This window comes from Pseudomonas sp. GW823-FHT01D03 (assembly GCF_058798255.1).
Genome location: NZ_JBXAKK010000001.1, coordinates 1,036,752 through 1,058,555 on the forward strand (window position 1 = coordinate 1,036,752; position 21,804 = coordinate 1,058,555).

Sequence of the window (21,804 nt, forward strand, 5' to 3'; positions counted from 1 at the left end):
CAGCACATTTAATCCACAACGGCTGGCCTCAGCTTTTAGTAGTTTTTTTGCCATGGGAGCCAACTGACATGGAGCGTCTGACACGCATTTTGGCCACACTGACCCGCTGGGGGCTGGGCCTGTGCGCGTTGGTTCTGGTGTTGATGGCGTTGTACGTCAGCCTCGGTCGGGAACTGACGCCGCTGGTGGCGGAATACCGCACCGATATCGAAGACAAGGCCACCGCCGCACTCGGCATGCCGTTGCAGATCGGCGAACTGGAAGGCAACTGGAGCGGCTTCGCGCCGATTCTGCTGGCCCACGATGTGATGGTCGGTGACGGCGCCAATGCCTTGCGCCTGGATCGGGTGCGCGTGGTACCTGATCTCTGGGCCAGTCTGCTGGCGCGCGAAGTCCGCATCGCCCACCTGGAACTGAACGGCCTGAAGATCAGCGTCAAGGAAGCGCAGGATGGCACCTGGGCGCTGGAAGGCCTGCCGGTGCAGAACGACCAGCCGCTTGATCCCGAACAATTGTTCAAGCGCTCGCAGATGGTTCAGCAACTGTCGGTGCTCGACAGTCAGGTGACCGTGCAGCCGCTGGATCAGGCGCCGATGACCTTTACTTATGTTGGCCTCAATCTGAAAACCGGCAGCAGCCGTCAGCGTCTTGATGCTCGTCTGACCTTGCCCGATGGGCAACCGGTAGCGATGAGCCTGCGTACACGGATTCGCCCCTCTCAATTGCGCAACAGTTCGGTTGACGGTTATGTCAGCCTGCCGCAAAGCGACTGGTCGAAGTGGCTGCCGGAGCGTGTGACCCAACAGTGGAATTTTTCCAAGATCAAGGCGGGCGGCGAGCTGTGGGTGAACTGGAACGACGGCGCTCTGCAAAGCGCTGCTATCCGTTTGAACGCACCGCAGGTGACCGGCGCATATGCCGAGCGCAAGCCGATCAAAATCAGCAATCTGGCGCTCAACGGCTATTACCAACGGGATGACGAGGGCGCGATCGTTACTCTCGATTCGCTGGCGATGAACTTCGGCGAGAACCGCTGGGAATCCCGTGTGCAGCTCAAGCAGACGCTGGCCACCGATAAAACCGATGAGCTGTGGCACTTGCAGGCCGACCGCCTTGACCTGACACCGATCACGCCGCTGCTCAACGCGCTGGGGCCATTGCCCGAAAACGTTGCAACGGTCGTCGACCACCTGAAGGTGACGGGTGGACTGCGCAACGTGCTGCTGGATTTTCGTCCCAACGCCACCGACGGCTCGAAGTTCGGCTTCGCTGCCAACCTCGACAATGTCGGTTTCGATGCCTATCACGGTGCCCCGGCGGCGCGAAACGTCAGTGGCAGCCTCAGCGGCAACCTCGACGGCGGCGAGTTGCGCCTGGACAGCAAGGATTTCGTCCTGCACCTCGACCCGATCTTCGCCAAGCCATGGCAATACATTCAGGCCAATGCCCGACTGACGTGGAAGCTCGACAAAGAAGGTTTCACCCTGATCGCGCCTTACCTGAAAGTATTGGGCGAAGAGGGCAAGATTGCCGGCGACTTCCTGATCCGCCTGCACTTCGATCATAGCCAGGAAGACTACATGGACCTGCGCGTCGGGCTGGTCGATGGCGACGGTCGCTACACCGCCAAATACCTGCCCGAAGTCTTGAGCCCGGCCCTCGACGAGTGGCTGCGCACGGCGATCCTCAAGGGCGCCGTGGATCAGGGTTTCTTCCAGTACCAGGGTTCGCTGAGCAAAAACGCCAAGGACGTGGATCGCAGCATCAGCCTGTTCTTCAAGGTGCATGACGCCGAGCTGGCGTTCCAGCCGGGTTGGCCGCACGTGAGCAAGGTCAGCGGCGACGTGTTCATCGAAGACAGCGGCGTGCGCATCGTGGCCGAGAAGGGCCAGTTGCTCGACACCCAGGTCAGCAATGTTTTCGTCAATATTCCCCATGTGCCAGCCGGGCAACCTACCCACATGTTCCTCGACGGCGGGTTTGCCGGCGGGTTGGGCGACGGGCTGAAGATTCTGCAGACTGCGCCGATTGGCACTGGCGAAACCTTTGCCGGCTGGGAAGGCGAGGGCGATCTGCAGGGCAAGGTCAAACTCGACATTCCGCTGGAAAAGGGCGATCTGCCGAAGATCCTCGTTGACTTCAAGACCGCCAATGCGCGCTTGAAACTGGCTGAGCCGAAGCTGGAACTGAGTCAGCTCAAGGGCGATTTCCGCTTCGACAGCGCCAAGGGTTTGAGCGGGCAGAACATCGCCGCGAGGGCTTTCGACAAGCCCGTGACCGCACAGATTTTTGCCGATGGCAGCGCCAATAAAATCAAGACTCGGGTCGCGGCTTCCGGGCAGGTCGAAGTCAAGAAACTCACGGACTGGCTGGGCGTGACTCAGCCATTGCCGGTGTCCGGGACCCTTCCGTATCAGTTGCAGGTCAACCTCGACGGCACCGACAGTCAGCTCATCGTCAGTTCCAGCATGAAAGGCGTCGCGGTGGATCTGCCGGCGCCGTTCGGCATGTCGGCCGAGCAGGGTCGTGACACGGTGTTCCGTATGACGTTGCAGGGACCGGAGCGGCGTTACTGGGTCAACTACGATCAACTGGCGAGCTTCATCTTCGCCGCGCCGCCGAGCAATATCGCCGATGGTCGCGGTGAGCTGTTTTTAGGAACCGGCGACGCCGTACTGCCGAATGCCAAGGGCTTGCGCATTCGCGGTGTGCTGTCGGAGCTGGACGTCGCGCCGTGGCAGGATCTGCTCGGCAAATACGCTGGCAACGATCCGGGCGGCAGTGCCAAACAACTGCTCAACAGTGCCGACTTCAAGGTGGGCAAGCTCACCGCATTCGGCTCCACGCTGGATCAGGCTGCGGTCCAGGTCTATCGCAAGCCGTGGGCGTGGAATCTGGCACTCGATAGTCAGCAGGCCAAGGGTTCGGCCAGCCTGCCCGATGTCAAGGGCGCGCCGATCGCGGTCAATCTGCAATACGTGCGCTTGCCGGCGCCGGATCCGACGGTGCAGGCGGACGAGAATTCGCCTGATCCGCTGGTTTCGGTCGACCCGACGAAGATTCCCGCGCTGGATATCACCATCAATCAGTTGTTTCTGGGCCAGGATCTGGTTGGCGGCTGGTCGCTGAAGGTCCGCCCGACAGCCAAAGGCCTCGTCCTGAATAACCTCGACATGGGCCTCAAGGGCATCCTGTTGCAGGGCAATGGCGGCTGGGAAGGGGCGCCGGGTTCGACCAGCAGCTGGTTCAAGGGCCGGATCAGCGGCAAGAACCTCGCCGACGTGCTCAAGGGCTGGGGCTTTGCGCCGAGCGTGACCAGTGAAGAGTTCCACATGGACGTCGATGGCCGCTGGCCCGGTTCGCCGGCATGGCTGGCGACCAAGCGCTTCTCCGGCACGCTGGACGCCTCGCTCAATAAAGGTCAGTTCGTTGAAGTGGAGGGCGGCGCGCAGGCGTTGCGGGTGTTTGGCCTGCTCAACTTCAACTCCATCGGCCGTCGCCTGCGTCTGGACTTCTCCGATTTGTTCGGCAAGGGCTTGAGCTATGACCGGGTCAAGGGCCTGTTGGTGGCCAATAACGGCGTGTATGTCACCCGCGAGCCGATTCGTCTGACCGGTCCTTCGAGCAATCTTGAGCTGGACGGTACGCTGGATCTGGTCGGCGATCAGGTCGACGCCAAATTGCTGGTGACCTTGCCGGTGACCAACAACCTGCCGATTGCCGCGTTGATCGTCGGCGCGCCGGCGGTCGGCGGGGCGTTGTTCCTGATCGACAAGCTGATCGGCGACCGCGTGGCACGCTTCGCCAGCGTCAAGTACACCGTCAAAGGCCCGTGGAAAGAGCCGAAAATCACCTTCGACAAGCCTTTTTGAGTAGCATGAGGCTTCCCCCGTGTAGGAGCTGCCGCAGGCTGCGATCTTTTGATCTGGTTTTTAAAAGCAAAATCAAAAGATCGCAGCCTGCGGCAGCTCCTACAGTGATAAGTGGACTCCCTGTCAGGAAGCGGCCATGTCTTTAGCGGTGATTCAAATGGTCAGCCAGAGCGATGTGCTGGCCAATCTGGCTCAGGCTCGACGCCTGCTCGAACAGGCTGCGGCCAGCGGCGCGAAGCTGGCAGTGCTGCCGGAAAACTTCGCGGCCATGGGCCGTCGCGACATCGCCGATATCGGCCGCGCCGAAGCGCTCGGCGAAGGGCCGATCCTGCCATGGTTGAAACAGACCGCCCGCGACCTCAAGTTATGGATAGTGGCCGGCACGTTGCCGTTGCCACCGCTCGGGCAACCGGACGCCAAGTCGCATGCCTGTTCGCTGCTGGTCAACGATCAGGGTGAAACCGTGGCACGGTATGACAAGTTGCACCTGTTCGACGTCGATGTGGCGGACAATCGCGGGCGGTACCGTGAATCCGATGACTATGCTTATGGCAGTGGCGTGGTGGTCGCGGACACGCCGGTTGGCCGAGTTGGCCTGACCGTGTGCTACGACTTGCGCTTTCCGGAGCTGTACAGCGAATTGCGCGCTGCCGGGGCCGAGTTGATTACCGCCCCATCGGCCTTCACCGCAGTGACCGGTACGGCGCATTGGGACGTGCTGATTCGCGCCCGGGCCATCGAGACCCAGTGTTACGTATTGGCGGCAGCACAGGGCGGGACCCACCCGGGACCGCGTGAGACCTTCGGTCATGCGGCGATTATCGATCCGTGGGGCCGGGTGCTGGCGCATCAGGATCAAGGCGAAGCGGTGTTGCTGGCCGCACGCGACAGTGATGAACAAGCGTCTATCAGGGCGCGAATGCCGGTGACGAATCATCGGCGGTTTTTCTCGCAGGGCGCCCAGCGGCCTGCTTCAGAACATGAATTTAAGGCGTAAACCTATGAGCGAGTTGTTGTCCTCAGTCAGTGATCACCTGTTGGCGCCCGGCGGCGTGACCATCGAGAGCCTGCAAGGTGTGCTCGGCGATCTGGCCGGCCCGGGCATCGATGCTGCCGATCTGTATTTCCAGGGCCAGATCTCCGAGTCGTGGTCGCTGGAAGACGGTATCGTCAAGGAAGGCAGCTTCAACCTCGACCAGGGTGTTGGCGTGCGTGCGCAGTCCGGCGAGAAAACCGGTTTTGCCTACAGCAACGCGATCACCCTTGAAGCCCTTGGTGCGGCGGCGCGTGCTGCGCGTTCGATCTCCCGCGCCGGGCAGAACGGCACGGTGCAGGCGTTCAGCACTCAGGATGTCGCGCAGTTGTATGCGCCGGACAACCCGCTGGAAGTGCTGAGCCGCGCCGAGAAAGTCGAGCTGCTCAAGCGCATCGACGTCGCTACCCGCGCCCTCGATCCACGGATTCAGCAGGTCAGCGTGAGCATGGCCGGGGTCTGGGAACGGATTCTGGTGGCGTCCACCGACGGTGGCCTGGCCGCTGACGTGCGTCCGCTGGTGCGTTTCAACGTCAGCGTGATCGTCGAGCAGAATGGCCGTCGCGAACGCGGCGGACATGGCGGCGGCGGGCGAACCGACTATCGTTACTTCCTCGCCGAAGACCGCGCCATGGGCTACGCCCGTGAAGCGCTGCGTCAGGCACTGGTCAATTTGGAAGCGATTCCGGCACCGGCCGGCACCTTGCCTGTCGTCCTCGGTTCGGGCTGGTCCGGCGTGCTCCTGCACGAAGCGGTCGGTCATGGTCTGGAAGGCGATTTCAACCGCAAGGGCAGTTCGGCCTACAGCGGGCGCATGGGCGAAATGGTTGCCTCCAAGCTCTGCACCATTGTCGATGACGGCACGTTGAGCGGTCGTCGCGGCTCGCTAAGCGTCGACGACGAAGGCACCCCGACCGAATGCACCACGCTGATCGAGAACGGCGTGCTCAAGGGCTACATGCAGGACAAGCTCAACGCGCGCCTGATGGGTGTGGCTCGTACCGGCAACGGTCGTCGCGAGTCTTACGCGCATCTGCCGATGCCGCGCATGACCAACACCTACATGCTCGGCGGCGAGAGCGATCCGGCGGAAATCATCGCGTCGGTGAAGAAGGGCATCTACTGCGCCAACCTTGGCGGCGGTCAGGTCGACATCACCAGCGGCAAGTTCGTGTTCTCCACCAGTGAGGCGTACCTGATCGAGGACGGCAAGATCACCGCGCCGGTCAAGGGCGCGACGTTGATCGGCAACGGCCCCGAGGCGATGAGCCGGGTGTCGATGGTCGGTAACGATCTGGCGCTGGACAGCGGTGTGGGCACGTGTGGCAAGGACGGGCAGTCGGTGCCGGTGGGTGTCGGTCAGCCGACGCTGAAGATCGATGCGATTACCGTGGGTGGCACGGGCGCATAAAAAGAGGTGGAGCTGCGGGTGGCGCGCAGGGCGGCCACCCGATGGCGAGTATCAACGCAGACCGCGTTGGGTATCGTCCAGCTCACGGATGTACTTGAAGATCTTGCGGCTGGAAGCAGGAGGTTTGTTGTGTGCAACCTCGTGCTGAGCCTGACGGATCAGGGAACGCAGTTGCTGGCGATCGGCGTCCGGGTATTCGGCGACGAATTTCTCCAGCACGGCATCGTCACCGGCGATCAGGCGGTCACGCCAGCGTTCGAGGTTGTGGAAACGCTCGTTGTACTGACGGGTGGAGGCATCGAGTTGATCGAGCAGGACCAGAATCGCGTCAGTGTCCTGATCGCGCATCAGTTTGCCGATGAACTGCAGGTGCCGTTTACGCGCGATGTTCGCGGTGTGCTTCGGCGCATCGGCCAGGGCCCGGCGCAAAGCGTCGGTCAATGGCAGTTTTGCCTGCAAGTCGGGCTTGAGTGTTGTAAGGCGCTCGCCAAGGTCAACCAGAGCATGCAGCTCGCGTTTGACCTGAGATTTGCTTTTTTCTCCCGTATCGAGGGAGTCGTCGTAAGAATCAACCATGGTGGCAGTCCGCAAAGAAACGCCGCCATGATAACCAGTCGGGGGCCGCTTGTCCGGCCCGGTCGCTCGATGACCCCAGCCGAAAGCAGAATTTGAGTGGAGATGAGCATGAGTGCAGTTCAAAGCGTCGGCCCGCAAGCATTGCCGGCACTGCAGGAACAGGTCGAGCAGATCATCGCCGAAGCCAAGCGTCAGGGCGCCAGTGCCTGCGAAGTCGCGGTGTCGCTGGAGCAGGGTTTGTCGACGTCGGTGCGCCAGCGTGAGGTCGAGACGGTCGAATTCAATCGCGACCAGGGCTTTGGCATCACCTTGTATGTCGGCCAGCGCAAAGGCTCGGCCAGCACCTCCGCCACCGGGCCGGACGCGATTCGCGAAACCGTTGCCGCTGCACTGGCAATCGCCAAACATACCTCTGAAGACGAAGCCTCGGGCCTCGCCGATGCCGCGCTGATGGCCAGGGATGTGCAGGATTTCGACCTGTTCCACGAATGGGACATCACCCCGGAGCAGGCGATCGAGAAGGCGTTGCTTTGTGAAGCCGCCGCGTTCGATGCCGACGCACGGATCAAGAATGCTGACGGCACCACCCTCAGCACCCATCAGGGCTGCCGCGTGTATGGCAACAGCCACGGTTTCATCGGCGGTTACGCGTCAACCCGGCATAGCCTCAGTTGCGTGATGATCGCCGAAGCCGACGGCCAGATGCAGCGCGATTACTGGTATGACGTCAATCGTCAGGGCAGCCTGCTGGCGGATCCGGTGAGCATCGGCCAGCGTGCCGCGCAACGCGCCGCGAGTCGTCTGGGCGCGCGTCCGGTGCCAACCTGCGAAGTGCCGGTGCTGTTTTCCGCTGAACTAGCGGGAGGTTTGTTCGGCAGCTTCCTGTCGGCGGTGTCTGGCGGCAGTCTGTATCGCAAATCATCGTTCCTCGAAGGCACGCTGGGGCAGAAATTGTTTCCGGAATGGCTGACCATCGATGAGCGTCCGCATCTGATGCGCGCCATGGGCAGTGCGTCCTACGACGGCGATGGTCTGGCCACCTACGCCAAACCGTTCGTCGAGAAAGGCGAGCTGGTGTCGTACATCCTTGGCACGTACTCCGGGCGCAAACTCGGCATGCCGAGCACCGCCAACGCGGGTGGCGTGCATAACCTGTTCGTCACTCACGGTGATGAAGATCAGGCGGCGCTGTTGAAGCGCATGGGCCGTGGCTTGTTGGTTACCGAGTTGATGGGCCATGGCTTGAATATGGTCACTGGCGATTATTCGCGTGGTGCGGCGGGGTTCTGGGTCGAGAACGGCGAAATCCAGTTCGCGGTGCAGGAAGTGACCATCGCCGGCAACATGCGCGACATGTTCAAGCAGATCGTTGCAGTCGGTAATGATCTGGAGCTGCGCAGCAATATTCGCACGGGTTCGGTGTTGATCGAGCGGATGACTGTCGCGGGCAGCTAAGCCCCAATCGTCACCAAAAGGCGCGCCATCCACCCGGATGGCGCGCCTTTTTCATGTCCGCCCTGTAGGAGCTGCCGCAGGCTGCGATCTCTTGATCTTGTGTGTGAAAGCAAAATCAAAAGATCGCAGCCTGCGGCAGCTCCTACGAAGGTGCTCTTGTTTTGGTTCTCATTATCATCTAATAATGAATCTCATCTCCGAACGAGTCCCGGATCATGAGTTCTGCCTTGCACGACCAGCCATACCTCGAAAGCTGGCGCTGGATGAGTCGCCAGATCCGTTGCGCGATGGATCCCGATGAACCACGCCTGATCGAACATTACCTGGCCGAAGGCCGTTATCTGGCCTGCTGTACGGCGACTTCCCCGTGGACCATCGCTGAAACCTCCTTCCGTCTGCTGCTCGACACGGCCATCGACATCGCCTTGCCGTGGCACTGGCGCAGCCTGTGTCTCGATCAAGCCTGGCGCCCGTTGCGTGAAATGGAGCGCCTGTCGCTGTGCAACTGCCGGCTCCAGCGCTGGCAGCGCTACACCTGGCAACTGGCGACCTGCGAGTTGCAACCCTCGATTCCTCTCATTGAATTAGTCCAAGGATTTACCGATGACCAAGACTCGTATTGAGCGCGACAGCATGGGCGAACTGCAGGTGCCGGTGGACGCTCTCTACGGCGCGCAGACCCAGCGCGCAGTGGATAACTTCCCGATCAGCGGCAAGCCGATGCCAACTCAATTCATCCGTGCGCTGATCCTCGCCAAAGCCGCCGCCGCGCGGGCCAACGTCGAACTCAACCAGCTCAGCGCCGGCCAGGGCAAAGCCATCAGCGATGCCGCGCAAGGCCTGCTCGAAGGCGATTTCATGCAGCATTTTCCGGTGGATATCTTCCAGACCGGTTCCGGCACCAGTTCCAACATGAATGCCAACGAAGTGATCGCCAACCTCGCCAGCCGTCTGCTTGGCGAGCCGGTCAATCCGAACGATCACGTCAATTGCGGCCAGAGCAGCAACGACATCATTCCAACCACCATCCACGTCAGCGCGGCGTTGGCCCTGCATGAACAGTTGCTGCCAGCGCTGTTGCACCTGGTGCAGGTCATCGAAAACAAAGCCGAACAGGTGCACCACCACGTCAAAACCGGTCGCACCCATTTGATGGACGCAATGCCGGTGCGAATGAGCCAGGTGCTCAATGGCTGGGCGCAGCAGCTCAAGGCCAATATCGGTCATCTGCAGGATTTGCTGCCGAGCCTGCAATCGCTGGCGCAGGGCGGTACGGCGGTCGGCACCGGGATCAATGCTCATCCGGAATTCGCTGCGCGTTTCAGCCGCCAGTTGAGCCAACTGACGAATGTGCAATTCACTCCGGGCAAGGATCTGTTCGCGCTGATTGGCTCCCAGGACACCGCCGTCGCCGTCTCCGGCCAGCTCAAAGCCACCGCCGTGTCGCTGATGAAAATTGCCAACGACCTGCGCTGGATGAACTCTGGTCCGCTCGCCGGCCTTGGCGAGATCGAGCTGGAAGCCCTGCAACCGGGTTCGTCGATCATGCCGGGCAAGGTTAATCCGGTGATCCCGGAAGCCACCGCCATGGTCGCCGCACAAGTGATTGGCAACGATTCGGTGATCACCATCGCCGGCCAGTCGGGCAATTTCGAACTGAACGTGATGCTGCCAATCATCGCCCAGAACCTGCTGAGCAGTATCGAACTGCTGGCCAATGCCAGTCGTCTGCTCGGCGACAAGGCGATTGCCAGCTTCAAGGTCAACGAGTCGCGGCTCAAGGAAGCGCTGTCGCGCAACCCGATTCTGGTCACCGCGCTCAACCCGATCATCGGCTATCAGAAGGCCGCCGAAATCGCCAAGCAGGCTTACAGACAAGGGCGCCCGGTGATCGACGTCGCGCTGGAACATACCGATCTGTCCCGCAGCCAACTGGAAGAGTTGCTCAACCCCGAGAAACTCACCGCCGGCGGCGTGTAAACCCCGCAACCGCTTTGGAGGTTCACCATGGAGCACTGGAAACGCACGATCGAACGGGCCAATCGCTGCTTCATGCTCGGCGAGCTGATTGATGCCCGCGAGGCTTACCTGCAAGCCCTGGCGCTGGCGCAAGTATTATTCGAGCGCTGGGCAGATGCCGATGAAGCGGTGGCGGCCTGCGTCATCTCCCACCACAACCTGGCGGATCTGCATTTGCGCCTGCATCAGCCGGAGGAGAGCGCCGAGTATCTCTGCGCGATTCATCAGCGGTTGTTGCAGACCATGCAGGACGAGCGCCTGCGCCCGGCCCTGCGTGAAGCGGCGTTGCGCCAGAGCAGCAAGACCTACGTCGAACTGCTGAATTTCATCAGCGAACACGGCGAATACCCGCGCACCCAGCGCCTGCTGCACCCGGACACCGGCAATGCACGCCGCGCCTCAGTCTCACATCACCATGGAGTCCACTGAAATGGCTTTTACCTTGCCTGCCTTGCCGTACGCCTACGACGCCCTGGAACCGCACATCGATGCGCAAACCATGGAGATTCACTACACCAAGCACCACCAGACCTACATCAACAACCTCAATGCCGCCGTCGAAGGCACCGAGTACGCCGAATGGCCGGTGGAAAAACTGGTCGCCAGCGTTCAGCAGTTACCGGAAAAACTCCGCGCGGCCGTGATCAATCAGGGGGGCGGGCATGCCAACCATTCGTTGTTCTGGGAAGTCATGGTGCCCAACGGTGGCGGCAAGCCTGACGGCGCGCTGGCCAAGGCGATCGAGGAGCAACTGGGCGGTCTCGACAGCTTCAAGGAAGCCTTCACCAAAGCCGCACTGACCCGTTTCGGCAGTGGCTGGGCCTGGCTCAGCGTCACGCCCGAGAAGAAGCTGATCGTGGAAAGCAGCGGCAATCAGGATAGTCCGTTGATGAACGGCAACACGCCGATACTGGGTCTCGACGTCTGGGAACACGCCTACTACCTGCGTTATCAGAACCGTCGCCCGGAATACATCAATGCGTTCTACAACGTGATCAATTGGCCGGAAGTTGCTGCTCGCTATCAGGCTGCACTGGTTTAAGTCTTCTATAAAAACGATCCAGGGCTGACTATGGGCACTGAAACACTGGCGATTGGCGGTGGGCGCATGTTTCGTTACGCGGTCGGGTCGCTGTTGCTGCTGGCGGGCATGACGTTGCTGGCGGCGCACGGGCTGGAATGGCTCGATCTGCAGCCGAAGCTGTCGCGCGCCTTGCAGGGTGGCGCGATCTGCGCCCTCGGTACGGCGCTCGGCGCGGTGCCGGTGCTGGTGATCCGGCGCATGCCGCAGAGGCTCAGCGATACGCTACTGGGTTTCGGCGCCGGCGTGATGCTGGCGGCGACTGCTTTTTCGCTGATCGTGCCGGGCATTGCCGCCGCCGAAAGTCTGGGCCTGACACCGTGGGCTTCCAGCGGGCTGATCTGTTTCGGCATCATGCTCGGTGCGTTCGCTCTGTATCTGGTGGATCTGAAACTGTCCGGCGCCTCACCGGAAATGCTTGTCGGCACCTTGGAACACCCAGTGATTCCGCCGCGCATCTGGCTCTTCGTCTTCGCCATCATTGCCCACAACATCCCGGAAGGCATGGCGGTGGGTGTGTCGGCTGGCGGCGGCATGCCGGATGCCGACAGTCTGGCGATGGGCATCGCCTTGCAGGATGTGCCGGAGGGGTTGGTGATTGCGCTGGTGCTGGCCGGGGCGGGGATGTCGCGGGTCAAGGCGTTCTTGATCGGTGCGGCGTCAGGGCTGGTCGAGCCGGTGTTTGCACTGCTCTGTGCCTGGCTGGTCAGTCTGGCGGAGCTGTTATTGCCATTGGGGCTGGCGCTGGCGGCGGGGGCGATGTTGCTGGTGGTGACTCACGAGGTCATTCCGGAATCGCGCCGCCATGGTCATGACAAGCTGGCCAGTCTTGGCTTGCTGATCGGGTTTTGTCTGATGATGGTGATGGATACCGCATTGGGCTGAAAAAAGATCGCAGCCTTCGACAGCTCCTACAGGGATCTGGATTCCAGTGTAGGAGCTGTCGGAGGCTGCGATCTTTTGGTCTTTTGACGATCAACCACCCTCATCGAAGTAGTTGTTGATCAACGCCACCAGTGCATCCAGCGCTTCCTGTTCCTGATGGCCTTCGGTACTCAGATAGATTTTGGTGCCTTTGCCGGCAGCCAGCATCATCATCGCCATGATACTTTTACCGTCCACCGTGTTTTCCGGGGTGCGGCCTACTCTGATGGTGCAATCGGGAAACTGGCCCGCCACCCCGACGAACTTGGCCGACGCTCGGGCATGCAGACCCAATTTGTTGATGATTTCGATTTCACGAGCAGGCATCGCGGTGTGAATCCTTTAAGTGAGGTCGCGGTGGCGAACCTGGACGTTCTTCAGGGTTTTCTGCAGGGCCTGACCCAGACGTTCAGTCAGGTAAACGGAACGGTGATGCCCGCCGGTGCAGCCAATCGCAATGGTGACATAGGCGCGGTTACTCGCGGCAAAGCGTGGCAGCCATTTGTTCAAGTAGCCGAAGATGTCCTGGAACATCTCTTCAACCTCCGGTTGTGCAGCCAGGTACTCGGCGACAGGTGCGTCGAGACCCGATTGTGCACGCAGTTCCGGTTTCCAGTACGGATTGGGCAGGCAGCGCACGTCGAACACCAGATCCGCATCCACTGGCATGCCACGCTTGAAGCCGAACGACTCGACCAGAAACGCCGTGCCCGGCTCCGGCTGGTTCAGCAGTCGCAGCTTGATGGTGTCACGCAACTGGTACAGATTGAGATTGGTGGTGTTGACCTTGAGGTCGGCCAGATCGGCGATCGGGCCGAGCAGGGCGGTCTCATCGTTGATTGCCTCGGCCAGCGAGCGATCGGCATTGCTCAACGGATGGCGCCGGCGGGTTTCCGAAAAGCGCTTGAGCAGGGTTTCATCGTCGGCATCCAGATACAACACATCGCACTGGATGTGCCGGGCCCGGACTTCTTCAAGCAGTTCGGGGAAACGCGACAGGTGGCTCGGCAGATTGCGCGCATCAATCGACACGGCAACCAGCGGCTGGGTTAGCTCGGTGTGAATCAGCGCGCGTTCGGCGAGTTCCGGCAGCAGGCCGGCCGGCAGGTTGTCGATGCAGTAGTAGCCGTTGTCCTCAAGGACATCCAGGGCGGTGCTTTTACCCGAGCCGGAACGGCCACTGACGATGATCAAACGCATGATTAATGACCGTTCTGCTCGCTCAGGACGACCTGATACAAGGCTTCGTTGCTCGGTGCGCTGCGCAGTTTTTCGCGCACTTCCTTGCGATCGAGCATGCTGGCGATCTGGCGCAGTAATTCCAGGTGGGCATCGGTGGCCGCTTCCGGGACCAGCAGAACAAACAGCAGGTCGACCGGTGCGCCGTCGATGGCATCGAAATCGATGGGGGCATCAAGGTGCATGAGCGCGCTGATAGGCGATACGCAGCCTTTGAGACGACAGTGGGGAATGGCGATACCGTTGCCGAAACCGGTGGAACCGAGTTTCTCACGGGCTACCAGGCTCTCGAAAACATCCTGCATGGCCAGATCCGGCACTTCTTTATGGATGAGGTTGGCAATCTGTTCGAGGGCTTTCTTTTTACTGCCGCCCGGCACGTTCACCAGGGAACGGCCGGGGGTCAGGATACTTTCAAGTCGGATCATGGGTTGGGGGTGTTAACGACCGGTTGCGCCCTGAAGGAGGCTCTGGGTCTTTTCCTTATGCTTTTTGAGTTGGCGATCCAGCTTGTCGGTCAGTGAGTCGATCGCAGCGTACATGTCGGTATCTTCTGCGTTGGCGACCACTTCGCTGCCGGGTATATGCAAGGTGGCTTCGATTTTCTGCTTGAGCTTTTCGACACACATCGTGACCTGCACGTTGGTGATCTTGTCGAAATGGCGCTCCAATCGTTCGAGTTTCTCGTTGATGTAGGTGCGCAGAGGTTCGGTCACTTCCAGTTGGTGTCCACTGATGTTGACTTGCATACAGCTTCTCCTTCGTTGCCAGTGCATAAAGCGGCAGGCTGAAGAGCCTGCCACTGGAACGCTGTAACGTGGCTTACATCAACCGCTTGCGTTCGCTCGAAGGCGCGATCCCGAGGGATTCGCGGTACTTGGCGACGGTGCGGCGAGCCACCTGAATGCCTTGTGCCTCCAGTAAACCAGCGATCTTGCTGTCACTCAACGGCTTTTTCTGATTTTCCGCCGCAACCAGTTTTTTGATGATCGCGCGGATCGCCGTGGACGAGCATTCGCCGCCTTCGGAGGTGCTGACGTGGCTGGAGAAAAAGTATTTCAGTTCATAAATACCGCGCGGGGTATGCATGAATTTCTGCGTGGTGACCCGGGAAATCGTCGATTCGTGCATGCCGACCGCCTCGGCGATGTCATGCAGGACCAACGGCTTCATGGCTTCATCGCCGTATTCCAGGAAGCCGCGCTGATGCTCGACAATCTGGGTGGCCACTTTCATCAGGGTTTCGTTGCGGCTTTGCAGGCTTTTGATGAACCAGCGCGCCTCTTGGAGCTGATTGCGCATGAAGGTGTTGTCGGCACTGGTGTCGGCGCGACGGACGAAACCGGCGTACTGCGCGTTGACCCGCAGACGGGGCACCGACTCTTGGTTCAGCTCAACCAGCCAGCGCTCGTTGTCCTTGCGCACAATAACGTCGGGCACCACGTACTCGGCTTCGGTCGATTCGATCTGCGAGCCCGGGCGCGGATTGAGGCTCTGCACCAGTTCGATGACTTGGCGCAGTTCATCTTCCTTGAGCTTCATGCGCCGCATCAGCTGGCTGTAGTCGCGACTCCCCAGCAGATCAATGTAATCGCTGACCAGCCGTTTGGCTTCGTTGAGCCACGGGGTCTTGGCCGGGAGCTGACGCAGTTGCAGCAGCAGGCATTCGCCAAGGTTGCGCGCGCCGATGCCGGCGGGTTCAAACTGCTGGATGCGATGCAGAACGGCTTCGATCTCGTCCAGCTCGATGTCGAGCTCCGGATCAAAGGCGTCGAGAATTTCTTCGAGGGTTTCGTCGAGGTAGCCCTGATTGTTGATGCAATCGATCAGGGTCACGGCGATCAGGCGGTCGGTGTCGGACATCGGCGCCAGATTCAATTGCCACAGCAGATGGCTTTGCAGGCTTTCCCCGGCGGAGGTGCGGGTGGTGAAGTCCCACTCGTCGTCATCGCTGCTGGGCAGGCTGCTGGCGCTGGTCTGGTAGACATCTTCCCAGGCGGTATCAACGGGCAGTTCGTTAGGAATGCGCTCGTTCCATTCGCCATCTTCCAGGTTGTCCACCGTCGGGGCGGCTTCCTGATAGGACGGTTCCTGAATGTCGGTGTTGGGTTTTTGTTCGGCGTTGTCGGCCAAAGGATCGGTATTGTCGAAGTCGTCGCCTTCTTCCTGGCGTTCGAGCATCGGATTGGATTCCAGGGCCTCCTGGATTTCCTGTTGCAGGTCCAGGGTCGACAATTGGAGCAGGCGGATGGCCTGTTGCAGCTGCGGTGTCATCGTCAGCTGCTGGCCCATTCTCAAGACTAGCGATGGTTTCATGGCAGGGGCTTAACACCTTATTCGCCGGCGCGCATGCGCCATCCACTACAGGGCGCCGGAGCGCCAAACTTAAGCAAATTATATGCCTGAAACTGTCGTGTTTGCCTAGAGCGCTGTAACAATAAAAGCGTTTTAAATCCTGCTTGAATCGATACAGCGCCCGGGCGGCTCACCGGGCACTATTCGCTTAGAGGCGGAACTCGTGGCCCAGGTACACTTCCTTCACCAGATCGTTGGCGAGGATGGTCGCCGCATCGCCTTCCGCGATCAGTTGACCGTCGTTGACGATGTAGGCGGTCTCGCAGATATCCAGGGTCTCACGCACGTTGTGGTCGGTGATCAGGACACCGATGCCCTTGGCCTTGAGGTGGTGGATGATCTGCTTGATGTCGCCGACCGAGATCGGGTCGACACCGGCGAACGGTTCGTCGAGCAGGATGAATTTCGGTGCGGTCGCCAGGGCGCGGGCGATTTCCACCCGGCGGCGTTCACCACCGGACAGGCTCATGCCGAGGTTGTCGCGGATGTGGCTGATGTGGAACTCCTGCAACAGGCTTTCCAGTTCCTTGCGACGACCGGCCTTGTCGAGTTCCGCGCGGGTTTCGAGGATGGCCATGATGTTATCGGCCACCGACAGTTTGCGGAAAATCGACGCTTCCTGCGGCAGATAGCCGATACCGGCCTTGGCACGGCCGTGCATCGGCTGATGGCTGACGTCCAGATCATCGATCAGCACGCGACCCTGATCGGCCTGCACCAGGCCGACGATCATGTAGAAGCAGGTGGTCTTGCCCGCGCCGTTCGGGCCGAGCAGGCCAACGATCTGGCCGCTGTCGATCGACAGGCTGACGTCGCGCACAACCTGGCGGCTTTTATAGGCCTTGGCCAGGTGTTGAGCTTTCAGAGTTGCCATTACTGGGTTTTCTCGTCGGTTTTCTTCTTCGGCTGGATCACCATGTCGATACGCGGACGCGCTTCGGTGACTTTGCTACCGGTAGCGCGACCGGCACTGGCCAGCTTCTTCACCGTGTCATAGACGATTTTCTCGCCCTGAGTGGTGTTGTTGTCCTTGTCGACAACCTTGGCCTTGTCGATCAGCACGACGCGGTTTTGCGCGGCATGGTACTGAATCGTCACGCCCCAGCCCTGAACAGGCTTGGTGTCGCCCTGGGTTTGCAGCTGCTCGAAGTAGGCAAGGTTGCCGACCGAAGTCACCACGTCGATGTCACCGGTCGGGGTACGGGTGATGGTCACGGTATTGCCGGTCACCTTCATCGAACCCTGAGTGATGATCACGTCACCTTTATAGGTGGCGATGCCGTTCTTGTCGTCCAGCTGGGCGTCGTCGGCCTGAATGCGGATAGGTTGCTGCTGATCGTTCGGCAGAGCCCAGGCGCTCACGCTTCCCAGTGCTGCGCCCAGACTGAGCAAAATAGGGAGGGTTTTAACGAGCCTCATACTGTCCTCTTACGTTCGATAGCAGGTGTATCCTGCTTTCCTTCAAATACGCTTTCATTCCTACACCAGTCGATACACCGCCAGCGCCGTCGATTCTAACGGGTTGCTCGGTCTGCGCATATTGTTGCTGCGGGAACACCGTCATGCGAGTGGAGGTGACCAGCAGATCGCGGTTCTTTTCGTCGGTGCGCTTGATGCGCACGGAATCGATCAGTTCGACCTGCGTGCCGTCCGGGTTCACTTCGCCACGCTCACTGGTCACGTGCCACGGAAATTCGGTGCCGCGGTACATGTTCAGGTCGGGTTTGGTCACGAGTGTGATGTCCGTTGCCTTGACGTGCTCGGCCTTGTCGGAGGTCATCTCGTACTGCACTTTGCCGTCGGGCAAGTATTGCAGAGTGTGTGTGTTGGTGGCGTACCAGTCGATAGCGGTGTCTTCGACTTTGGCCACAGGCTTGTCGAGGAAGCGTTCCGGACTGATGTTCCAGTAGCCGACCGCCGCAAACATGGCGGCGATGCAGCCGAACAGCAGGAAGTTGCGAAATTTTTTGCTAAACATGGTTTGGCTCACAGGTACGCGGCGTTGGCCGCATCGAGGCGGCCCTGGGCGCGCAGGATCAATTCGCAGAATTCGCGGGCGGCACCTTCGCCGCCACGGGCCCGAGTGACGCCATGGGCGTGTTCGCGCACGAAATCGGCAGCATTGGCAACGGCCATGCCCAGACCTACGCGGCGGATCACCGGCAGGTCAGGCAAGTCGTCACCGAGGTAGGCGACCTGTTCATAGCTTAGGCCCAGTTGCGCCAGTAGACCGTCCAGAACCACCAATTTGTCTTCGCGGCCCTGAAACAGGTGCGGAATGCCGAGGTTCTTCGCCCGACGTTCAACCACCGGCGTCTTGCGGCCACTGATGATGGCGGTCTCGACACCGGCATTCATCAGCATCTTGATGCCTTGGCCGTCGAGGGTGTTGAAGGTCTTGAATTCGCTGCCGTCTTCGAGGAAGTACAGGCGCCCGTCGGTGAGGACGCCGTCGACGTCGAACACCGCCAGTTTGATCGCTTTGCCGCGCTGCAGTAGATCGGTTGTCATTACATCACTCCTGCACGCAGCAGATCGGAGAGGTTGAAGGCGCCGATCGGGCGATCTTCTTCGTCCACGACCACCAGTGCGTTGATTCGGTGGTCTTCCATGATTTTCAGGGCTTCAGCGGCGAGCATCTCTGGCCGTGCGGTCTTGCCGTGTGCGGTCATGACCTGGTCGATGGTGGCGCTGCGGATGTCGATGCTGCGGTCCAGCGTGCGACGCAAGTCACCGTCGGTGAAGATCCCGGCCAGTTTGCCATCGGCTTCGACAATCGCGGTCATGCCCAGACCCTTGCGGGTCATTTCCATGAGCGCGTCCTTGAGCAGGGTGCCGCGCTGCACTTGCGGCAGCTCTTGCCCGGCGTGCATGACATTTTCCACTTTCAGCAGCAGGCGTCGACCCAGAGCGCCGCCCGGGTGCGAAAAAGCAAAATCTTCGGCGGTGAAACCACGTGCTTCGAGCAGCGCCACGGCCAGGGCATCGCCCATGACCAGTGCGGCGGTGGTCGAGGAAGTCGGTGCCAGGTTCAGTGGGCAGGCTTCGTGTTCGACGTGAACGTTGAGATTGACTTCGGCGGCCTTGGCCAGCGGCGACTGCGGATTGCCGGTGAGGCTGATCAACTGGATGCCAAGGCGCTTGATCAATGGCAGCAGGGTGACGATTTCGTTGGTCGAGCCAGAGTTGGAGAGCGCGAGGATCACGTCGTCGCGGGTGATCATGCCCATGTCGCCATGGCTGGCTTCTGCCGGATGGACGAAAAATGCCGGGGTGCCGGTGCTGGCCATGGTCGCGGCAATCTTGTTGCCGACGTGCCCGGATTTGCCCATGCCGACCACGACCACACGGCCCTTGCTGGCCAGAATCATCTCGCAAGCGCGTACGAAATCGGCGTCGATATGGGGCAACAAGCCTTGTACGGCTTCCACTTCGAGGCGGATGGTGCGTTGTGCCGATTGAATCAGGTCGCTGGATTGGCTCATGTCAGAAATCGTATAGCCCGATGAAAAGGCGGCGATTATAGCGGTTATGTTGAAAAGCCTCACGCAAGTTCGTCGTGCTTTGTCATTCCTTGTCACCAAAACCCTGAAAAAGTGCCATCAGGCCTGTCATATCGTCGAACGCGGAGGGGCAGGGGCCTTGGGCGCTTGGCGTTTGCAGTGATATAGTTCGCCGCCAGTTCGGCCTGCCCGGGAGGTATGTGCTTTCTACGGAAAGCCAAGCGTCCGAGTGAGAGGCTGCATCGCAAGGAGTTTAGATGAGTGCCGATAACGCCTACGCGGTCGAGCTGAAGGGAGTCTCCTTCAAGCGCGGTGCGCGCAGCATTTTCAATAACGTCGATATTCGCATCCCGCGTGGCAAGGTTACCGGCATCATGGGGCCTTCCGGGTGTGGCAAGACCACCCTGCTGCGTTTGATGGGCGCGCAATTGCGTCCTGCCAGTGGGGAAGTCTGGGTCAACGGTCAGAACCTGCCGACGCTGTCGCGCAGTGATCTGTTCGATGCGCGCAAGCACATGGGCGTGCTGTTTCAGAGCGGCGCGCTGTTCACCGATCTCGATGTCTTCGAGAACGTGGCTTTCCCCCTGCGTGTTCATACCCAACTGCCGGATGAAATGATCCGCGACATCGTCCTGCTCAAGTTGCAGGCGGTCGGTCTGCGCGGTGCGATCGAGCTGATGCCTGACGAGCTGTCCGGCGGCATGAAGCGGCGGGTCGCCCTGGCTCGGGCGATTGCGCTCGATCCGCAGATTCTCATGTATGACGAGCCTTTCGTCGGTCAGGATCCGATCGCCATGGGCGTGCTGGTACGCCTGATCCGTCTGCTCAACGATGCGCTGGGCATCACCAGCATCGTGGTCTCCCATGATCTGGCCGAAACCGCGAGCATCGCTGACTACATCTATGTAGTGGGTGATGGTCAGGTGCTGGGGCAGGGCACGCCGGACGAATTGATGAATTCGGATGAACCGCGTATTCGCCAGTTCATGACCGGCAACCCCGATGGCCCGGTGCCGTATCATTTTCCAGCGACGGATTACCGCGCAGATCTTCTGGGGAAGCGCTGATGCGCAGAATTTCATTAATAGAACGCGTACGCCGCTTCGGCGAGGCGGCGATCGACGCCGTCGCGGTGTTTGGTCGCGCGACCCTGTTCCTGTTTCACGCCTTGCTCGGTCGCGGTGGCATCAGTGGCGGTTTCGGCCTGCTGGTCAAGCAACTGCACTCGGTTGGCGTGATGTCGCTGGTGATCATCGTCGTTTCCGGGATTTTCATCGGCATGGTGCTGGCACTGCAGGGCTTCAGTATTCTGTCGAGCTACGGTTCGGAGCAGGCCGTGGGGCAGATGGTGGCCCTGACGTTGCTGCGTGAACTGGGGCCGGTGGTGACGGCGCTGTTGTTTGCCGGGCGTGCCGGTTCGGCGCTGACCGCGGAAATCGGCAACATGAAATCCACCGAACAGCTTTCCAGCCTGGAAATGATCGGTGTCGATCCGCTCAAATACATTATTGCCCCGCGTCTGTGGGCCGGTTTCATTTCCCTGCCGGTGCTGGCGATGATTTTCAGCGTGGTGGGGATCTGGGGCGGTTCGTGGGTGGCTGTTGACTGGCTTGGCGTGTATGAAGGCTCCTACTGGGCGAACATGCAGAACAGCGTGAACTTCACCAGTGATGTGCTCAACGGCGTCATCAAAAGTATCGTTTTCGCCTTCGTCGTGACCTGGATCGCCGTATTCCAAGGCTATGACTGTGAGCCCACTTCCGAGGGCATCAGTCGCGCCACCACCAAGACCGTGGTATTCGCCTCGCTGGCGGTACTGGGTCTGGACTTTATTCTGACCGCTTTGATGTTTGGAGATTTCTGATGCAAAACCGCACCCTGGAAATCGGTGTCGGCCTGTTCCTGCTGGCAGGGATCCTGGCTTTGTTGCTATTGGCTCTGCGGGTCAGTGGGCTGTCTCCGACTTCGACCACCGACACCTATAAATTGTATGCCTACTTCGACAATATCGCCGGTTTGACGGTCAGAGCCAAAGTGACCATGGCCGGTGTGACCATCGGCAAGGTCACGGCAATCGATCTGGATCGCGACAGCTTTACCGGTCGGGTAACCCTGCAAGTGGACAAAAAGGTCGACAACCTGCCGACCGACTCCACAGCGTCTATCCTGACCGCTGGTCTGTTGGGCGAGAAGTACATCGGTATCAGTGTGGGCGGCGAAGACACCCGTCTGAAGGATGGTGGAACCATCCACGACACTCAGTCGTCTCTGGTACTGGAAGACCTGATCGGTAAATTCCTGCTCAATACCGTTAGCAAAGACGCCAAATGAGGAGC

The 21,804-nt window shown here is 60.3% G+C and carries 23 protein-coding genes; 12 read left to right on the forward strand and 11 right to left on the reverse strand.

Annotated elements, in window-relative coordinates; genetic code table 11:
* The first annotated feature begins 68 nt into the window (after positions 1 to 68).
* The 3 genes from AC1RBR_RS04450 to tldD all read left to right on the forward strand — a co-directional run bounded on the left by AC1RBR_RS04450 (position 69) and on the right by tldD (position 6,316).
* On the forward strand, positions 69 to 3,872 hold the full coding sequence (locus tag AC1RBR_RS04450) for a YhdP family protein (RefSeq protein WP_492563163.1): 3,804 nt from the start codon (positions 69 to 71) through the stop codon (positions 3,870 to 3,872).
* A 136-nt stretch (positions 3,873 to 4,008) separates the two neighbouring features.
* Positions 4,009 to 4,869 carry a carbon-nitrogen hydrolase family protein gene (locus tag AC1RBR_RS04455; RefSeq protein ID WP_492563164.1) on the forward strand — a complete coding sequence of 287 codons (861 nt, stop codon included), beginning with the start codon at positions 4,009 to 4,011 and terminating at the stop codon, positions 4,867 to 4,869.
* 4 nt (positions 4,870 to 4,873) lie between these two features.
* The gene (gene tldD / locus AC1RBR_RS04460) at positions 4,874 to 6,316 is read left to right on the forward strand and encodes a metalloprotease TldD (RefSeq protein ID WP_007961588.1); all 1,443 of its coding nucleotides are present in this window, start codon (positions 4,874 to 4,876) and stop codon (positions 6,314 to 6,316) included.
* 51 nt (positions 6,317 to 6,367) lie between these two features.
* On the opposite strand, the gene yjgA is transcribed toward tldD, so the two are convergent.
* The gene (gene yjgA / locus AC1RBR_RS04465; protein ID WP_492563165.1) at positions 6,368 to 6,892 is read right to left on the reverse strand and encodes a ribosome biogenesis factor YjgA; all 525 of its coding nucleotides are present in this window, start codon (positions 6,890 to 6,892) and stop codon (positions 6,368 to 6,370) included.
* Between the two features lie 108 nt (positions 6,893 to 7,000).
* Here yjgA and pmbA point away from each other — a divergent pair, with 108 nt between their 5' ends.
* The 6 genes from pmbA (at position 7,001) to AC1RBR_RS04495 (ending at position 12,332) form a co-directional block, all read left to right on the forward strand.
* Positions 7,001 to 8,347, forward strand: a complete 1,347-nt coding sequence (gene pmbA / locus AC1RBR_RS04470) for a metalloprotease PmbA (RefSeq protein ID WP_027610838.1) — start codon at positions 7,001 to 7,003, stop codon at positions 8,345 to 8,347.
* Positions 8,348 to 8,562: 215 nt separating this feature from the next.
* Positions 8,563 to 8,970, forward strand: coding sequence for a FagA protein (locus AC1RBR_RS04475; RefSeq protein WP_492563166.1), 408 nt, complete (start codon positions 8,563 to 8,565; stop codon positions 8,968 to 8,970).
* Positions 8,951 to 10,327, forward strand: a complete 1,377-nt coding sequence (locus AC1RBR_RS04480; protein WP_095139489.1) for a class II fumarate hydratase — start codon at positions 8,951 to 8,953, stop codon at positions 10,325 to 10,327. Before AC1RBR_RS04475 ends, AC1RBR_RS04480 begins: the two co-directional genes overlap by 20 nt.
* A gap of 27 nt (positions 10,328 to 10,354) precedes the next feature.
* Positions 10,355 to 10,795, forward strand: coding sequence for a DUF2753 family protein (locus AC1RBR_RS04485; RefSeq protein WP_492563167.1), 441 nt, complete (start codon positions 10,355 to 10,357; stop codon positions 10,793 to 10,795).
* Position 10,796: 1 nt separating this feature from the next.
* Entirely contained in the window at positions 10,797 to 11,408 is a 612-nt protein-coding gene (locus AC1RBR_RS04490) for a superoxide dismutase (protein WP_367083116.1), read from the forward strand.
* A gap of 30 nt (positions 11,409 to 11,438) precedes the next feature.
* The gene (locus AC1RBR_RS04495) at positions 11,439 to 12,332 is read left to right on the forward strand and encodes a ZIP family metal transporter (RefSeq protein WP_492563168.1); all 894 of its coding nucleotides are present in this window, start codon (positions 11,439 to 11,441) and stop codon (positions 12,330 to 12,332) included.
* A gap of 90 nt (positions 12,333 to 12,422) precedes the next feature.
* On the opposite strand, the gene AC1RBR_RS04500 is transcribed toward AC1RBR_RS04495, so the two are convergent.
* The 10 genes from AC1RBR_RS04500 to AC1RBR_RS04545 form a co-directional block, all read right to left on the reverse strand.
* A complete protein-coding gene (locus AC1RBR_RS04500) occupies positions 12,423 to 12,698 on the reverse strand; it encodes an HPr family phosphocarrier protein (protein ID WP_095139492.1) in 276 nt (91 codons plus the stop codon).
* Positions 12,699 to 12,713: 15 nt separating this feature from the next.
* A complete protein-coding gene (gene rapZ, locus AC1RBR_RS04505) occupies positions 12,714 to 13,571 on the reverse strand; it encodes an RNase adapter RapZ (RefSeq protein WP_095139493.1) in 858 nt (285 codons plus the stop codon).
* A gap of 2 nt (positions 13,572 to 13,573) precedes the next feature.
* Complete coding sequence (ptsN, locus tag AC1RBR_RS04510; protein ID WP_481396494.1) at positions 13,574 to 14,038, reverse strand: PTS IIA-like nitrogen regulatory protein PtsN; 465 nt, start codon at positions 14,036 to 14,038, stop codon at positions 13,574 to 13,576.
* A 12-nt stretch (positions 14,039 to 14,050) separates the two neighbouring features.
* Positions 14,051 to 14,359 (reverse strand): ribosome hibernation-promoting factor, HPF/YfiA family, encoded by a 309-nt coding sequence (gene hpf / locus AC1RBR_RS04515; RefSeq protein WP_025109458.1) that lies wholly within the window; start codon positions 14,357 to 14,359, stop codon positions 14,051 to 14,053.
* 73 nt (positions 14,360 to 14,432) lie between these two features.
* Positions 14,433 to 15,926 (reverse strand): RNA polymerase factor sigma-54, encoded by a 1,494-nt coding sequence (locus AC1RBR_RS04520; RefSeq protein WP_027610846.1) that lies wholly within the window; start codon positions 15,924 to 15,926, stop codon positions 14,433 to 14,435.
* Positions 15,927 to 16,113: 187 nt separating this feature from the next.
* Complete coding sequence (gene lptB / locus AC1RBR_RS04525) at positions 16,114 to 16,839, reverse strand: LPS export ABC transporter ATP-binding protein (protein WP_003221693.1); 726 nt, start codon at positions 16,837 to 16,839, stop codon at positions 16,114 to 16,116.
* The gene (gene lptA / locus AC1RBR_RS04530; protein WP_095139496.1) at positions 16,839 to 17,384 is read right to left on the reverse strand and encodes a lipopolysaccharide transport periplasmic protein LptA; all 546 of its coding nucleotides are present in this window, start codon (positions 17,382 to 17,384) and stop codon (positions 16,839 to 16,841) included. The genes lptB and lptA overlap by 1 nt, the downstream gene beginning before the upstream one ends.
* Complete coding sequence (gene lptC / locus AC1RBR_RS04535; RefSeq protein ID WP_095139497.1) at positions 17,371 to 17,943, reverse strand: LPS export ABC transporter periplasmic protein LptC; 573 nt, start codon at positions 17,941 to 17,943, stop codon at positions 17,371 to 17,373. Before lptC ends, lptA begins: the two co-directional genes overlap by 14 nt.
* An 8-nt stretch (positions 17,944 to 17,951) precedes the next feature.
* Positions 17,952 to 18,476, reverse strand: a complete 525-nt coding sequence (locus AC1RBR_RS04540) for a KdsC family phosphatase (RefSeq protein ID WP_007967216.1) — start codon at positions 18,474 to 18,476, stop codon at positions 17,952 to 17,954.
* Complete coding sequence (locus tag AC1RBR_RS04545; protein WP_492563169.1) at positions 18,476 to 19,450, reverse strand: KpsF/GutQ family sugar-phosphate isomerase; 975 nt, start codon at positions 19,448 to 19,450, stop codon at positions 18,476 to 18,478. Before AC1RBR_RS04545 ends, AC1RBR_RS04540 begins: the two co-directional genes overlap by 1 nt.
* Before the next feature lie 275 nt (positions 19,451 to 19,725).
* Here AC1RBR_RS04545 and AC1RBR_RS04550 point away from each other — a divergent pair, with 275 nt between their 5' ends.
* The 3 genes from AC1RBR_RS04550 to mlaD are packed head-to-tail and all read left to right on the forward strand — an operon-like array spanning position 19,726 to position 21,799.
* On the forward strand, positions 19,726 to 20,535 hold the full coding sequence (locus tag AC1RBR_RS04550) for an ATP-binding cassette domain-containing protein (protein ID WP_095139498.1): 810 nt from the start codon (positions 19,726 to 19,728) through the stop codon (positions 20,533 to 20,535).
* The gene (gene mlaE, locus AC1RBR_RS04555; protein ID WP_003221704.1) at positions 20,535 to 21,332 is read left to right on the forward strand and encodes a lipid asymmetry maintenance ABC transporter permease subunit MlaE; all 798 of its coding nucleotides are present in this window, start codon (positions 20,535 to 20,537) and stop codon (positions 21,330 to 21,332) included. The genes AC1RBR_RS04550 and mlaE overlap by 1 nt, the downstream gene beginning before the upstream one ends.
* The gene (gene mlaD, locus AC1RBR_RS04560) at positions 21,332 to 21,799 is read left to right on the forward strand and encodes an outer membrane lipid asymmetry maintenance protein MlaD (protein ID WP_007967220.1); all 468 of its coding nucleotides are present in this window, start codon (positions 21,332 to 21,334) and stop codon (positions 21,797 to 21,799) included. The genes mlaE and mlaD overlap by 1 nt, the downstream gene beginning before the upstream one ends.
* Positions 21,800 to 21,804: the final 5 nt, after the last annotated feature.

What these genes read in the sequence shown, in the direction of transcription:
- AC1RBR_RS04450 (WP_492563163.1), top strand. Translation starts at nt 69, where the DNA reads ATGGAGCGTCTGACACGCATTTTGGCCACACTGACCCGCTGGGGGCTG.
- AC1RBR_RS04455 (WP_492563164.1), top strand. Translation starts at nt 4,009, where the DNA reads ATGTCTTTAGCGGTGATTCAAATGGTCAGCCAGAGCGATGTGCTGGCC.
- tldD (WP_007961588.1), top strand. Translation starts at nt 4,874, where the DNA reads ATGAGCGAGTTGTTGTCCTCAGTCAGTGATCACCTGTTGGCGCCCGGC.
- yjgA (WP_492563165.1), bottom strand. Translation starts at nt 6,892, where the DNA reads ATGGTTGATTCTTACGACGACTCCCTCGATACGGGAGAAAAAAGCAAA.
- pmbA (WP_027610838.1), top strand. Translation starts at nt 7,001, where the DNA reads ATGAGTGCAGTTCAAAGCGTCGGCCCGCAAGCATTGCCGGCACTGCAG.
- AC1RBR_RS04475 (WP_492563166.1), top strand. Translation starts at nt 8,563, where the DNA reads ATGAGTTCTGCCTTGCACGACCAGCCATACCTCGAAAGCTGGCGCTGG.
- AC1RBR_RS04480 (WP_095139489.1), top strand. Translation starts at nt 8,951, where the DNA reads ATGACCAAGACTCGTATTGAGCGCGACAGCATGGGCGAACTGCAGGTG.
- AC1RBR_RS04485 (WP_492563167.1), top strand. Translation starts at nt 10,355, where the DNA reads ATGGAGCACTGGAAACGCACGATCGAACGGGCCAATCGCTGCTTCATG.
- AC1RBR_RS04490 (WP_367083116.1), top strand. Translation starts at nt 10,797, where the DNA reads ATGGCTTTTACCTTGCCTGCCTTGCCGTACGCCTACGACGCCCTGGAA.
- AC1RBR_RS04495 (WP_492563168.1), top strand. Translation starts at nt 11,439, where the DNA reads ATGGGCACTGAAACACTGGCGATTGGCGGTGGGCGCATGTTTCGTTAC.
- AC1RBR_RS04500 (WP_095139492.1), bottom strand. Translation starts at nt 12,698, where the DNA reads ATGCCTGCTCGTGAAATCGAAATCATCAACAAATTGGGTCTGCATGCC.
- rapZ (WP_095139493.1), bottom strand. Translation starts at nt 13,571, where the DNA reads ATGCGTTTGATCATCGTCAGTGGCCGTTCCGGCTCGGGTAAAAGCACC.
- ptsN (WP_481396494.1), bottom strand. Translation starts at nt 14,038, where the DNA reads ATGATCCGACTTGAAAGTATCCTGACCCCCGGCCGTTCCCTGGTGAAC.
- hpf (WP_025109458.1), bottom strand. Translation starts at nt 14,359, where the DNA reads ATGCAAGTCAACATCAGTGGACACCAACTGGAAGTGACCGAACCTCTG.
- AC1RBR_RS04520 (WP_027610846.1), bottom strand. Translation starts at nt 15,926, where the DNA reads ATGAAACCATCGCTAGTCTTGAGAATGGGCCAGCAGCTGACGATGACA.
- lptB (WP_003221693.1), bottom strand. Translation starts at nt 16,839, where the DNA reads ATGGCAACTCTGAAAGCTCAACACCTGGCCAAGGCCTATAAAAGCCGC.
- lptA (WP_095139496.1), bottom strand. Translation starts at nt 17,384, where the DNA reads ATGAGGCTCGTTAAAACCCTCCCTATTTTGCTCAGTCTGGGCGCAGCA.
- lptC (WP_095139497.1), bottom strand. Translation starts at nt 17,943, where the DNA reads ATGTTTAGCAAAAAATTTCGCAACTTCCTGCTGTTCGGCTGCATCGCC.
- AC1RBR_RS04540 (WP_007967216.1), bottom strand. Translation starts at nt 18,476, where the DNA reads ATGACAACCGATCTACTGCAGCGCGGCAAAGCGATCAAACTGGCGGTG.
- AC1RBR_RS04545 (WP_492563169.1), bottom strand. Translation starts at nt 19,450, where the DNA reads ATGAGCCAATCCAGCGACCTGATTCAATCGGCACAACGCACCATCCGC.
- AC1RBR_RS04550 (WP_095139498.1), top strand. Translation starts at nt 19,726, where the DNA reads ATGAGTGCCGATAACGCCTACGCGGTCGAGCTGAAGGGAGTCTCCTTC.
- mlaE (WP_003221704.1), top strand. Translation starts at nt 20,535, where the DNA reads ATGCGCAGAATTTCATTAATAGAACGCGTACGCCGCTTCGGCGAGGCG.
- mlaD (WP_007967220.1), top strand. Translation starts at nt 21,332, where the DNA reads ATGCAAAACCGCACCCTGGAAATCGGTGTCGGCCTGTTCCTGCTGGCA.